The sequence below is a fragment of the Burkholderia sp. Leaf177 genome (assembly GCF_001424345.1).
Classification (GTDB): domain Bacteria; phylum Pseudomonadota; class Gammaproteobacteria; order Burkholderiales; family Burkholderiaceae; genus Caballeronia.
The window spans coordinates 770,681-783,656 of record NZ_LMPF01000021.1; the positions used below are offsets into that span (position 1 = coordinate 770,681).

Here is a 12,976-nt window from a genome sequence, read left to right on the forward strand (position 1 = left end):
TTAATTTAGCTCTTGGCCTTCGGCATCTGTGAGACGAGTGACAAATTCAGATCCATTCCTTCAATCTGAAAGTGCGGCACGATAAAAAGCTTTACGCGGAAAAATCCCGGGTTGTCTTCAATATCCTCGACCGTGACTTGCGCTTCACGTAGCGGATGCGACGCTTGCAGCGAATCGCCCGGATCGGTCATCTCGGTCACGAGCGTCTTGATCCACGTATTCAGTTCGAGTTCCAGCACGCGCCGATCTTTGGTCGTACCGATGTTTTCACGCTGGATGAGTTTCAGATAATGCGCAATGCGCGACAGCAGGAAGATGTACGGTAGACGCGCGTTCACGCGACTGTTCGCGGTTGCATCTTTGGTGTCGTAGATCGCGGGTTTCTGTGCTGAGTGCGCGGAGAAGAAACACGCGTGGTCGTGATTCTTGTAATACGACAACGGAATAAATCCCAGATTCGCAAACTCGAATTCGCGCGTTTCCGGAATAAGAACTTCAGTTGGAATTTTTGCCTGATTGCCCGTACCGAGGTCATAAAGATGAATTGGCAAATCAGCAACGAGACCGCCTGCTTGCGGCCCACGGATTTGCACGCACCAGCCGTTCTTGATGAAACTCTTCACCATGTTCGCGGCAAATGCGAACGAAGCGTTGGCCCACAGATACCGGTCATGATCGGGTCCTTTAACCGCTTCCGTGTAGTTGAACGCGCGCACCGGCACCGTTTCGGGACCATATGGCAGGCGAGCGAGAAAGCGTGGCAGGGTCAAACCAATATAACGAGCGTCATCGGAATCGCGAAAACTCTTCCACTTCAGGTATTCGGCGCGATCAAAATAGTTGCCGATGTCGCGAATGCTCGCGACTTCTTCCATGGATTCCTTGCCGAAGAACTTTGGTGCGACGGAGCCAATGAACGGCATATGCGCGGCTGCGGAAACCTTCGATATATTGCGAAGAAGCGCGATGTCCTGGGGGCTCCGGTCGAACTCGTAGTTCGAAATCACCGAGCCAATCGGCTCGCCGCCAGGCGTGTCGTATTCCTGGACGTAGGTGTGCAGATACAAGCCGCTCTGGATAATCTCGGGCGTGTCCTCGAAGTCCTGACGAAGCGCATCCTTCGAAATATCGAGCACTTCAATCTTGACGTTTTTCCGGAAGTCCGTGCCATCGACGAGAAACTTCAAACCGCGCCATGCCGACTCGATTTGCTGGAACGTCTCGTTGTGCATGATTGCGTCGAGCTGTGCACTGATACGCTGATCGATGCTCGCCATATGATGATCGATCAGCGTCTTGTCCAGACGCTCAACGTTTTGCGACGAATCAGCGATCATGTCCAGGAAAACGCGTAAGGCTTGAGTTACGCGTTCATCGGTCGACGACTCCGAGAGCGAATCCGGATTATGAAAGGCGTCGACCGGGCGGGCCGAGGCCACCGGAGCGAGCGAGATTTTGTCGAAGAGATTCGCGTAGACGCCATCTTTCTTAGCAGCGGGCGCGGTCGCAGAGGGTTTATCCAGGACGAGCGTTTCCGCCGCAGCCTCGTGGACGCGTGATTCATTCTTTGCCATGGTGTTGAGTCTCGATAAGCGGGTTTTGGACTGAAAGCGATTCAGCTAGGGCGCGTTCTCTACGCCGATGGTGCGGCTTGCGCGATGCCCTGAAGTTCAGAGCGCAAGCTCGCCGACATGGCCGGGTCCACGAGAATCTTTTCGAGTTCGCGGCGGAACGTGGCGTTGTCCAGCAGGTTCGATTTCAGATCGCGCAAGAGGTTGCGCGCCGACATCAGTGCGCGAAGTTCAGGCACGCGCGCGGCCACCCGTTCCGGCGAGAAATCTTCCATGGTCTTGAAGTCGAGATCTACAGGCAGTTCCGAGCCATCGCCCACAAGCGTGTTCGTCACCGCGATCTTAGCCTTGGGATTCAGTTCCGATAGGACGGAATTGAAGTTGTTCTTGTTGACCGATACCTTGGTGCGATCGCCCAGCGCGTCAGTGTTCTGTCCGTTGCTGTAGTCGCCCATTACCAGCAGCTTCAGGGGCAGTTCAACTTTCTTTGAAGCTCCGCCTGTGTGGAGGTCCAGCTTGATATTGACGCGTGCCTTGGGCACTTCATTCTGAAAACTTTCCGCCATTTCATTTTTCCTTGTTTTTGACAGTAGTCCAGACGACCACAGCGGTCGCCAGATGGGTTCAAAGCATCGTGCGACAGGGCGTGCGCTAAAGAAAAAACATCCACGCCCGGATCATAAGTTTGCTGACGCCGGTGGATTGCCAACCCCATTTGCGGTTGAAGGTTCACACACAAGCGCCAAAATTCTTTTTAAACATTAGCACGCTCATACCTCGTTTTTTCTCAGTAAATTCCTAAAGACAGACGCGTTCAAAATAAAATTTTTAGTTTGCGTCTGCGCTATTCACATTCCGAGAAAAACTGGTTATCGTCCGACGCCAGCGGATGCGCGAAGCCTTATCTTGGCGTTCGACACACACGCGCACAAAATGTGAAAAAAATAGGATGACGAAACATGGCGGATTCGATTGGTCGTGCGTTACGCGTAACCGGCCAACAGGCCTATCACCTCGATGTACCCAGCGCGTCGAATTCCAAAGACATTTCGGTGATTTCGTATCACGCGCGCGAGGGCATGGCATCGCCTTACGAAATCACGATTGAGTTCACNGATGTACCCAGCGCGTCGAATTCCAAAGACATTTCGGTGATTTCGTATCACGCGCGCGAGGGCATGGCATCGCCTTACGAAATCACGATTGAGTTCACGCATCCGGATCAGCTTTCGCGCGCCGATTATCTCGGACGCGACGGACACTTCACGATCACTGCCGAAGACAGCATAGAGCCGCGTGTTTATCGTGGCATCGTGACTCAGTTCAAGCGGATTAAAAAGACCAAAGATTTTTATCGATACACAATCGTCGTTGCATCGCAGATGGCGCGTCTTGCGCTTTTGCACCGATGCCGCGTGTTTCAGCAGCAAAGTGCGAAGCAAATCATTGAATCGATTCTGCTGAACATTTCGCTCCACGTGTTCACGACGGCGATGACGGGTTTGCCCATGTAGTCGGACGGGTGATAGCCCATTTGCGCGGTGCGCGAGCGGTGGCCGAAAGAGCCGACGGCGTGGGCGTTCTGGTCGAGCTGAACTNGTCGTTGCATCGCAGATGGCGCGTCTTGCGCTTTTGCACCGATGCCGCGTGTTTCAGCAGCAAAGTGCGAAGCAAATCATTGAATCGATTCTGCTGAACGACAAGTTCATGGATCACCAGTTCGAGTTCAAACTGCGCCGGGAATACCCGGTGCACGATTTTCGCCTGCAGTATCAGATATCGGATCTCGATTACATCCGCCTTTTGTGCGAGCAAGAAGGGATTTATTTTTATACCGAACAAGGAAAACATGGCGACGTAGTCGTATTCGGTGACGATATCGATCACTACGTCTACACGCCTGAATTGAAGGTGCCGTATCGCGAGAATGCGGGGCTTGAAGCTGGAACTGAAGCCGTGTTCGCGCTCGAGACGCACACCGAAGTGGTGCCGCAATCGGTTCTGGTCGCCGACTACAATCCGCTTGTGGCATGGGAGCGCTTTAAGGACGAAGCGAATGTCGCGATTAACGATACGACCACGTATGGTCAGCCTTATATCTACGGCACGAATCATTTGAGCCAGGACGGCGCGCGCTGGGAAGCGCAGTTGCGTCACGAGGCGGCGATCGCATGGCAAGTCGTGTATCACGGACCAAGCAATGTGCTCGAGTTCCGACCGGGCCGCATTCTGCGTATCGATGAACCGTTACCCGATGCGCCTAGTGGACAGGTGATTATCGAAGTAACGCACTCGGGCGGCCGGGGCGTGGCTTACAGCAATTCGTATAAAGCGATTCCGTCCGATCGCCGCTTCAGGCTGAAAATCGACGAAAGCAAATGGCCGAAAATCCATGGAGCGCTAAGCGCACGCGTGACGTCGCCNGTGATTACATCGAACGGAATGAGTGGCTTACAGCAACTCGTATAAAGCGATTCCGTCCGATCGCCGCTTCAGGCTGAAAATCGACGAAAGCAAATGGCCGAAAATCCATGGAGCGCTAAGCGCACGCGTGACGTCGCCGAATAAATACCCGTATGCGTATTTAACGAAAGCGGGCCACTATCCGGTGCGATTGGATATCGACTTCGATAAGTGGAATCCGGGTGGCGAAAGTGTGCCCTTGCGCATGGCCAAGCCGTTCGCCGGCGCGTTGCAAACCGGCTTTCATTTCCCGGTGCTCGATGGCACCGAAGCGGTCATCATGGCCCGCGATGGTGATCCGAACAAACTCTTCATCTCGCAGTTCCATCACAACAGCATTCAGTCCGACCTGGTTCACAACCAGGAACGATGGATGTCGCGCAACGTTATTCGCACGCAGTCGAATAACAAGATCCGGATGGAGGACTGGGAGGACGAACAGCACATCAAGATCAGCACCGAGCATTCGGGCAAGAGTCAGCTCAATCTCGGGCATTTGGTCGATAGCAAGCGGCAAAAGCGTGGTGAGGGGTATGAGCTGAGGACGTCCGGGTATGGCGCGATTCGCGCTGGCAAGGGCATGTTTATCTCGGCGGACGAYCAGCCTGCGGCTAGCGGTCAGCAGCTTGAAATGAATGCCGCGCAAGGACTGCTGGAGCAGGCGCTCCAACAGATGCAAGCGCTTGCCGAAGCGGCGAANCAGCCTGCGGCTAGCGGTCAGCAGCTTGAAATGAATGCCGCGCAAGGACTGCTGGAGCAGGCGCTCCAACAGATGCAAGCGCTTGCCGAAGCGGCGAATGCCGCACAGGCCGTTGCTGCCGATTACGAAAAGCAAAAAGCGTTGCTCGAAGGCACGTTGAAGGACCTCAAAAAAGCCGGAATTTTRGTTAGCGCGCCTGCGGGTATTGCACTCGCATCGGGCGAGCATTTGCAACTCAGTGCGGCGGSCAATTTGATTGCGACGGCGGGCGGTAACGCGGATATCGGCACCATTAAACGGTTCACGGTGGCAGCAGGTGAGGCCATTTCCCTCTATGCGCAGCGACTTGGCATGAAGCTGTTTGCAGCCAAAGGAAAAGTTGAGATTCAAGCGCAAAGCGATGAGATGCGATTGCTGGCCGACCAGAACATGACGATCANAGCGACTTGGCATGAAGCTGTTTGCAGCCAAAGGAAAAGTTGAGATTCAAGCGCAAAGCGATGAGATGCGATTGCTGGCCGACCAGAACATGACGATCATCAGCGTAAATGGGCGGGTGACGATCGAAGCTAAAGAAGAGCTTCTTCTTAAGTGCGGCGGTTCCTACTTCCGCATGTCGTCAACGGGCATCGAAGATGGTACTCGTGGGGATAGGTCGTTTAAGTCCGCTTCATTTGGCAGGCAAGGGCCTGCCTCGCTTGGCGAATCAATGAACACGTGGACGCATGCAAAGTTCGACGAGCAGTTTGCTTTGAAATGGCCTTTTAGCAATAAGCCTGTAGCCAATCGTGCATTCTCAATAATCATGGGAGATGGGAGTGTAATCAAAGGGATGACCGACAAAGCAGGAACAACCGGATTGCAAAAAAGCATATTCGTGGAGGGCGTTAAGTTGCGTATAGGCCCAAAGTAGCAACTACTAAAAATCTTCAACGGGACTCTACAACTAACATTCTCAAGTGAATAGCATATGTGCACTACAGAACGAATTCTTAAGCCCCAAGTACTCGACGATGGTTCGGTTCATTACGCGTCGACCACATCGCTATCTGATAACAGCATTGCAGTGTGCCATATGGTGCCAGATCGCGTTATCCCCGTGATTTTTGTCCCCGGAATAATGGGAACAAACCTCAAATCTTCTGAGTCGGGCGATCCCGTTTGGTTAATCGATAGTGCGCTGGGTCTAGCGACGGATTGGGCTTTCGCCGGTGCTGCGACCCGCAAGACTCTGCTGGATCCTCGCTTAACAGAGGTTTTTCCGGAGGGCAAAATATACAGCGGAACGGGCCAGACCGAGAGCGAGCTGCGTTGGCGTGGATGGGGCGAGGTTGCAAGAAGCAGTTACGGTAAGTGGCTAGTTTGGCTTGAAAACGCACTTAACGATGTCGATAGTTGTAAAACTGGACTGCGCGCCCAACTACTTGAGAAACTCATTTCAGACGAGAACGGCCCGACGCTACTTAAAATCGAAGAGGTGGAGCTATCGTACATGTATCAGTTGCCTGTTCATGTTGTCGGTTACAACTGGCTCCAATCTAACAAAGCTTCGTCGGAACGGTTGGCATCAAAGATAGACGAGTTTGTCGCGAAATATTGCGCTCAAGGGAAAGTATGCGAAAAGGTCATCCTAGTTACCCATTCGATGGGTGGCCTCGTAGCACGTTACTATTCCGAGGTTTTGCCGAATAACAAATCCAATAATCAAGAAGACCAAGTGATTGCTGGGTGTCGCGATAATGTTTTGGGGATCGTGCACGGCGTAATGCCGGCAACCGGATCTGCGACCGCGTACAAACGAGTCAAGGCCGGGACCGAAGGCATAGCGGGGTATGTACTCGGAGCGGATGCTGCTGAGATAACTGCCGTTTTTGCTCAAGCACCCGGCGCGCTGCAATTATTGCCAAGTACAGAATACGGATCTGGATGGTTAAAGATACAAGACGGAGAATCCATTCAAGCGCTCCCACATTCCGAGCCGTACACTGAAATTTATATACAAGAAAAGAAATGGTGGGCGTTGGTAGACGAATCCTTAATTAACCCACTTGACCCAGAGAAAGTTTTTATTACGAAAGACTGGGGAAAAATTGTTGAATTAATTAGAGAGGAAGTATATCCATTTCACAATTCGATCGCTAATGCCTACCACAACCAGACGTTCGCCTTCTTCGGAGATGATCCGAAGCACGCAACTTGGGGTGATGTTATCTGGAAACGAAAAGCGCGTCGTTTTTTTGAATCTAAAGCTTCGGAGAATACGTTCCCTGACCTCTTGCAGCAGCCACCGGGCAAGGGAAAGGGGACCGGTACGTACACTATCGTTGACCCGTATAACAAAAGCTCCTCGACGGCAAAGTTTGTTTTGCAAGCGCCTAACGAAAACGGCGATGGAACAGTTCCAGTCCGATCGGGGCGATCCCCTTTTGGTAAGCCGGGTGTTCAAATGTGTCTCGCTTTTTCCGGTGTCGACCACGAAAGTGCCTATAAAAAAGAAACGCAGAAACTGTTCGCGCTTTGGGCAATTACTAAATTGGTAGATCGTGTCAGGGGCACATCATTAGAGTATCAAGAGTGTTAGACACAATAGTAAAGCGCTGGTTTCCAAGTCTTGCCCTTAGCGTCGTTATGGTCGGCACGAGTTTTCCCAAATCAAATGTACAAACCGAAATGAAAATAAGCGATCCAATTAATTTCGAACTGACGCCGCGTTGTGTTGGGCGATTTATGCTTTCGCTCCCCACAATGGCAGCTATGTCAGGGCGAGCGAGCATCCAGGGTGTTGAATTTGATGCTCAGTTGATGCCAGAGGAGCGGTTCGAAATATTTCTGGACGAGCGAGCAAACTCGATTAGGCAAACTAAAAGCAAATACAAGTATTCATACGCGGACGGTGAGGCAGGATCTAAAGGGACAAGATATTTTATTACCCTCGGAGATCCGAATTCTTTAAGCGACGGTACTCGACTCATAGAAGCGTATAAATGGGATCGCGGGTATTTGATTAAGCTTTGGAGCAACGCTTTTGATTGGACCGACTCTGTCTATAAAGAACACCCTTTGTATAAAAATAACCCAATAAAAAGCAACCTACAAGAAAAGACTAGAGTTGTAGGCGCCTTATTGGCACGTGTTCAAGGTCGCGCCCACAACAACGTTCCATCTGGGCCAGGCGTGTGTTTTTTAGGCGGATTTTTGCCGGGCAGTGCTACCAATTCGGAACGCATACAAAATTTCTTCGTTCTACAAGATCACCCGGACGTCACTATTAACGTCACAACTGATTCAGGAATTAAGGAGGCAGACTCCCTTTTACAGAGAGCTAAAGAGATCGAGCAGATGATTAAAGCAACGCCTGGCGGTCGAACCCTGCGCAAAGGAGTTGTTGAACTTCCAGATGAGTTAATCGCAGAAGAATGGCTGATTTCGGGCACTATGCCAAGCGGTGTTCTAGGAAACATCTTCCATTTGGAGGGCAACTCGCTGACGGGAAGCGCTCTCAATCCACTAATTACGTTGAATCTGCATAACGGGGGAACGTCTCCGGACGCAACGCCAGAAGCAAGACCAAGTCACTCTTCACTATCCGAAAGCGAAGCCATCGCACTCTGGGACGCAGTTTCGCGGACATTACGTCCGCGACCGAATGGCTTCTAAAGTGAACACTTATGCCCGTTGATTTTCGGCAATTACCTAAGGAACAACCGGAACCGTCTACTCCGCCGTCGAAACCCGTTTGGAGCATTGTCTTCGTCATACTGCTAGTGGCAGGCAGTGCGGCGACGGTGCTGCTATGGCCCNAACCGGAACCGTCTACTCCGCCGTCGAAACCCGTTTGGAGCATTGTCTTCGTCATACTGCTAGTGGCAGGCAGTGCGGCGACGGTGCTGCTATGGCCCAAACACATGCCGACCAATGATTGGCGGTTCTGGACAACGSTYGTCGTTCTTCCGACTGCGCTAGCTGGTTTTGTCGTCTCGCGCCGGTTTAGCGCATACGAGGCAGYAAGGTTAGACATCCAGGCTGGAAATGAAGTGGTTCGCGCGTACAACCAACGCGTTTTTGACGCTGCTAGTCAGCCCTTCGCCATACTCGCTACGGCGTACCGCTTCTCGTGCGACCCGAAAGAAAACGCATTGGATAAAGTTTGTGATAAGTCGATGAAGCTTGTCTCGCAGATCGGAATCGCGGCGAATGCACCTCCAGTCCACGCACGGTGGCTGGTCGTGCCGTCGGTCAAGCTTGCACCCGGCTCACTCACGGCTGACAAGAAGCGGCACATTGAAGTCGCGAAGTGGCTTTTCGAAGGTTTGCTTGTCGAGCTTGCACCGGCCATCAAAGCGCTGCATCAAAGGACAGCGCTTGAAATTCATTTTGTTACGTCCAGTCTACTTTCCGCCGCGGAGCGGAACGAAATTTGGAACGATCAATGGGGGAAGCTCGAATTACCTCGAGCAGACATTGCGATCAAGGATTCCGGTGTCGATTTCACGATGCTTGACCAATGGTTGGATCGAACAATAGAAATGGATGACACCAAAGCTCGGTTAATCGTAGCCATACAACTCAATGTCTTACAAAGCGCTTCGCCGTCACCCGGTTCAGCGGAGGCAGCGGCTTCGCTACTTTTGCTGCCGGAGGTTGAGGCAACACGGCGCGCAATGAAGTCTGAAGCAAATCTTCATCGACCAGTTCGTGGAGGATTCGAACAAGCACATGAGGCTTTACTGACCGCGTTGAAATGGGGCAAATCGGCAGCGCGAGACATCGCCGGCGTTTGGGAGACAGGCTTCGCGGCGACGCAGTGGGGACCAGTCGTTTCCGAAGGCAGCTTGCTCGGTTTACCGAACAACGTAATCAAGATCGACCAGTCGATCGGTTTTGCAGGCGTTGCTGCACCTTGGCTGGCGCTCGCGTGCGCCGCGAAGTCTTTGTCTGACACTGCACCGAGGCAGATGGTATTTGCCGGTTCGGAACATACGTTCGACTGTGCCGTGCTCGTCCGATCTGCGACCGTGAATGCGCCGTCATCATCGGCTTTGGTCGAAACGTCAATTTGAGGCTCGCTCGACAAACCTGGCTGCATTGTCGATACCCAAATCTAGCAACCTTAGGAAACGCATCACCATGGCAAAGCGTTATGACCTCATGCAGGGCGATAAGACCACGACAGGGGCGACGATATTGAACGGCGATTCAACAGACATGTTGGGCGACCGGGAGCAAGCTTATGAAGGCGATCCTGTGGCATGTCCCGTGTGTAAAACGATCGGCCGAATCGTATGCGTCGGACCTCGTCATTCAATGACTGCTCCGGATGGACGCGAAGCCGCGCTCAGTGATGACATTTGCCTGTGTCTGTGCAACCCGAGCTCGTACTTCCTTCCCTCCCAGTACACCTCGTACATGGAAGTGTGACAGGTAAGTGTACTTGTGATCCACAGATATCTGGGTCGCCGCACCACCTACCCACAGGAGGTTCGCGCAAACATTAAAGAAAGCATTGCTATGAAAAAGCTGTCCCTAGACGTACTCGGTATCACAGCGCTGGCTTTGGTCGTCGCTCTTTTTGTCCTTGTATGGGGCAAAGAGATTGGCATCACGACGCCCGAAGCGCGGAGCAACTGGATCGCCGGGATTGCGTTGTGCGCGCTCGCTTTCGCTTTTTTATTCGCATTCGACAACCGAGCGAGAATAGGTAGTGCCGCGCGTAACCTCGCAAGATGGTTGCATATCCGTGCTCCCGAAATGGTTGGTACAACCCAAGGTTCACTGGCCACGTCGCCAAGCGCGACAAAGCAGACTGGAACCGGTCTGAGCGCGCTTCGCGAATACTTGCGCGCGGAGAATGGCGTGCATTGGCGCTACCGCCAATCTTGGCTTTTGCTGACTGGCAACGAGGCAACCTTTACCCGCGCTCTTCCGGATCTGGCTCAAAACGGTTGGCTCGTCACTCAAGATGCGGTGTTGTTATGGAACAAGCCCCAGCCTGACGGACGACCGGATGAAGGCTGGCTTCGCGAACTCCGCTCGCTTCGTCGCAGTCGTCCAATCGACGCGGTGATCCTCACCCTCGGCGAAACCGTGGATGCCTTGCCTCAGCACCAAGGCATTGCTTCTCACAGCGTGAGTCTGGCGCGCATCGCAGCCGCACTGCGTTGGTCCGCACCCGTCTATGTCCTCGACATCGCTAAAACGGACGAGTGGAACGACGGCCGGACGGCGTTAATCGGCTGCGACTTCGCGCCTGACGCAAACGCGCGAACGATCGAATCGACGCTACTGGCGCTACGTAACCGCATTGGACATGCGAGCATCGAACAACTGATTCGAAGCGTTAAAGACCGCTACTCGGCGGAGTTGTCGAAGCGACTCGATGACCGTAGCGCGCTGCTTGCGCAGCTGATTGCAGTGCTAATGAACCGGAAAGATCGGCACCAAGGTGTATCCGGCGCGTTCTTTGCGCCATTCCCTCGCGCTTATGTATCACGTGAAGCTAAAGCCGCGTTGGTATTGCCGAGCATAATTGATCTGCCGCTATGGGCTCACCTCGCCACGATCTCGCGCAAAGCGCACGGCAAGCGCATGGGCTTGCATCCTGTCACTGTGTTTTCAACCGTCGCGCTTACGGTGATCGGTATCTGGACCGCGGGCATGTTGATCTCCGGCATGACCAACGCACGCAACCTGTTCAACGCGCGTGCAACCGTCCAGGCGCTCGACTCATCGCCTGACGCGGCAACACGTCTGAACGCGTTACTCGCCTTGCAGCAGCAAATCGGCGGCTATGAACAGCGTGTCGCGCACCAGTCTCCACTATGGACCCGCTTCGGTCTCAACCAGGACAAAGCGATCCTCTCCGCCTTGTGGCCATCCTATTCCGCCGCCGGCAAATCGGTTTTAGTAACGCCAATCCAGAACAGCCTCGAAGCAACGTTGATCGATCTGAGTCAGATGCCCACGGGCTCACTCGATGACCACGCGAACAGTGCCGCGCTCGAAGGTCACAAAGCGCTTAAAACGTATCTGATGCTTGCGAATCCAAGCCGCGTCGATACCAGTTTCCTTACGCCGCAACTCGTGCGCTACTGGACGACGAGCGCAAACGTTTCCGCTGGCGCAAAGCTTGATCTCGCTGAACAGCTGCTGGGGTTTTACGCTCAACATCTCAAAGCACACGATGCATGGCGCATTCAGCCGCGTGAGGAATTGGTCAACGCGTCGCGTCAGACGTTGCTCTCGGTGATCGGTGTGCGTAACTCCGAAGACACGGTCTATCAAAGCGTGCTCGCGGGCGTGGGCAACAAGTATCCTGACCAAACGCTGGCATCGTTGACGACTGGCACCGACACACATGGGCTGGTCCGAAGCAACGGGACCGTACCCGGCGTCTACACGCGTCAAGCGTACGAAGGTTACGTGGCTGCAGCCATCACCGAAGCCGCTAAAAGCCGCGACGTCACGCGTGATTGGGTGCTCGCCAATAACGACTCGTCCGCATCTCCTGTCGACTCAACGCAAGCGTCGTCGACCAATACGCTCGAAGCCGCGCTGACCACGCAATATTTCAACGACTACGCCGAACACTGGCAGTCGTTCATGAACGCGCTGCAATGGCAACCCGCGCCGAACATTCCCGCCGCTATCGAGCAAATGAAACTGCTTGCCGATGCACGCCAATCGCCGATCATCGCGTTGATGAAATCGCTTGATTACCAGGGCAACGCGGGCGTGCATCAGGCGTCGCTCTCCGACACATTGGTCGCCAAGGCGCAGAACATGTTCGGCAAGAAAGACGATCCGCAAGGCGCGGCAATCGCCAAAGATGCGGGACCATTATCGGCATCGTTTGGGCCGGTGCTTCGGCTCATTGGAGAGGTCGGAGAAGCGACCGCGGGCAAGCCGAGCGCCACCAGCGATGTCAGCCTGCAACGCTATCTCGAACGCGTCACCGCGCTGCGTTTAAAGCTCCAGCAAATCAGCAACGGCACCGATGCCGACGCCCAAGCGCGTCAACTCGCTCAAGCGTTATTTCAAGGCAAAGGCTCCGAACTCGCCGATACCCAAGCCTACGCGCAGCTCGTGTCTGCAAGCCTCGGCGCGCAGTGGTCCGGCATGGGCGATGCGCTCTTCGTGCGGCCCGTCGCGCAGGCCACGCAAATCGTTCTGCAACCCGCGCAGGCGAGTCTGAACGATGCTTGGCGCCAGACCATCGTCGCGACCTGGAACAAGTCKTTCGCGG

The 12,976-nt window shown here is 53.8% G+C and carries 9 protein-coding genes and 2 pseudogenes; 9 read left to right on the forward strand and 2 right to left on the reverse strand.

Features of this window, described 5'->3' with window-relative positions; translation table 11 throughout:
• Positions 1-5: 5 nt before the first annotated feature.
• Positions 6-1,574: a type VI secretion system contractile sheath large subunit gene (gene tssC / locus ASG35_RS18875; RefSeq protein WP_056360666.1), complete on the reverse strand. Its 1,569-nt coding sequence runs from the start codon at positions 1,572-1,574 to the stop codon at positions 6-8.
• Between the two features lie 59 nt (positions 1,575-1,633).
• On the reverse strand, positions 1,634-2,137 hold the full coding sequence (gene tssB / locus ASG35_RS18880; protein ID WP_056360670.1) for a type VI secretion system contractile sheath small subunit: 504 nt from the start codon (positions 2,135-2,137) through the stop codon (positions 1,634-1,636).
• A 612-nt stretch (positions 2,138-2,749) separates the two neighbouring features.
• Between tssB and ASG35_RS32755 the strand changes: the two genes are divergently transcribed.
• The 9 genes and pseudogenes from ASG35_RS32755 to ASG35_RS18920 all read left to right on the forward strand — a co-directional run.
• Positions 2,750-3,085, forward strand: a complete 336-nt coding sequence (locus ASG35_RS32755) for a contractile injection system protein, VgrG/Pvc8 family (protein ID WP_442854849.1) — start codon at positions 2,750-2,752, stop codon at positions 3,083-3,085.
• 85 nt (positions 3,086-3,170) lie between these two features.
• A pseudogene (locus ASG35_RS32760) lies at positions 3,171-3,994 on the forward strand (type VI secretion system Vgr family protein); the annotation flags it as partial.
• 26 nt (positions 3,995-4,020) lie between these two features.
• Positions 4,021-4,733, forward strand: a pseudogene (locus tag ASG35_RS32765) (type VI secretion system Vgr family protein); the annotation flags it as partial.
• A gap of 73 nt (positions 4,734-4,806) precedes the next feature.
• Positions 4,807-5,173 (forward strand): DUF2345 domain-containing protein (locus ASG35_RS32165; RefSeq protein WP_235527606.1); only part of this gene is annotated, 367 nt, incomplete at its 3' end.
• Positions 5,174-5,185: 12 nt separating this feature from the next.
• Complete coding sequence (locus ASG35_RS32170; protein WP_268761131.1) at positions 5,186-5,647, forward strand: DUF2345 domain-containing protein; 462 nt, start codon at positions 5,186-5,188, stop codon at positions 5,645-5,647.
• A gap of 207 nt (positions 5,648-5,854) precedes the next feature.
• Complete coding sequence (locus ASG35_RS18905) at positions 5,855-7,315, forward strand: lipase family alpha/beta hydrolase (RefSeq protein WP_235527594.1); 1,461 nt, start codon at positions 5,855-5,857, stop codon at positions 7,313-7,315.
• Positions 7,309-8,391 carry a T6SS immunity protein Tli4 family protein gene (locus tag ASG35_RS18910; protein ID WP_156393239.1) on the forward strand — a complete coding sequence of 361 codons (1,083 nt, stop codon included), beginning with the start codon at positions 7,309-7,311 and terminating at the stop codon, positions 8,389-8,391. Before ASG35_RS18905 ends, ASG35_RS18910 begins: the two co-directional genes overlap by 7 nt.
• Before the next feature lie 1,491 nt (positions 8,392-9,882).
• Entirely contained in the window at positions 9,883-10,152 is a 270-nt protein-coding gene (locus tag ASG35_RS30850) for a PAAR domain-containing protein (RefSeq protein ID WP_235527608.1), read from the forward strand.
• Between the two features lie 90 nt (positions 10,153-10,242).
• Positions 10,243-12,976 (forward strand): ImcF-related family protein (locus ASG35_RS18920; protein ID WP_056360694.1); only part of this gene is annotated, 2,734 nt, incomplete at its 3' end.

Coding starts and splice junctions, on each gene's coding strand:
- tssC (WP_056360666.1), bottom strand. CDS start 1,574: ATGGCAAAGAATGAATCACGCGTCCACGAGGCTGCGGCGGAAACGCTC.
- tssB (WP_056360670.1), bottom strand. CDS start 2,137: ATGGCGGAAAGTTTTCAGAATGAAGTGCCCAAGGCACGCGTCAATATC.
- ASG35_RS32755 (WP_442854849.1), top strand. CDS start 2,750: ATGGCATCGCCTTACGAAATCACGATTGAGTTCACGCATCCGGATCAG.
- ASG35_RS32170 (WP_268761131.1), top strand. CDS start 5,186: ATGAAGCTGTTTGCAGCCAAAGGAAAAGTTGAGATTCAAGCGCAAAGC.
- ASG35_RS18905 (WP_235527594.1), top strand. CDS start 5,855: ATGGGAACAAACCTCAAATCTTCTGAGTCGGGCGATCCCGTTTGGTTA.
- ASG35_RS30850 (WP_235527608.1), top strand. CDS start 9,883: ATGCAGGGCGATAAGACCACGACAGGGGCGACGATATTGAACGGCGAT.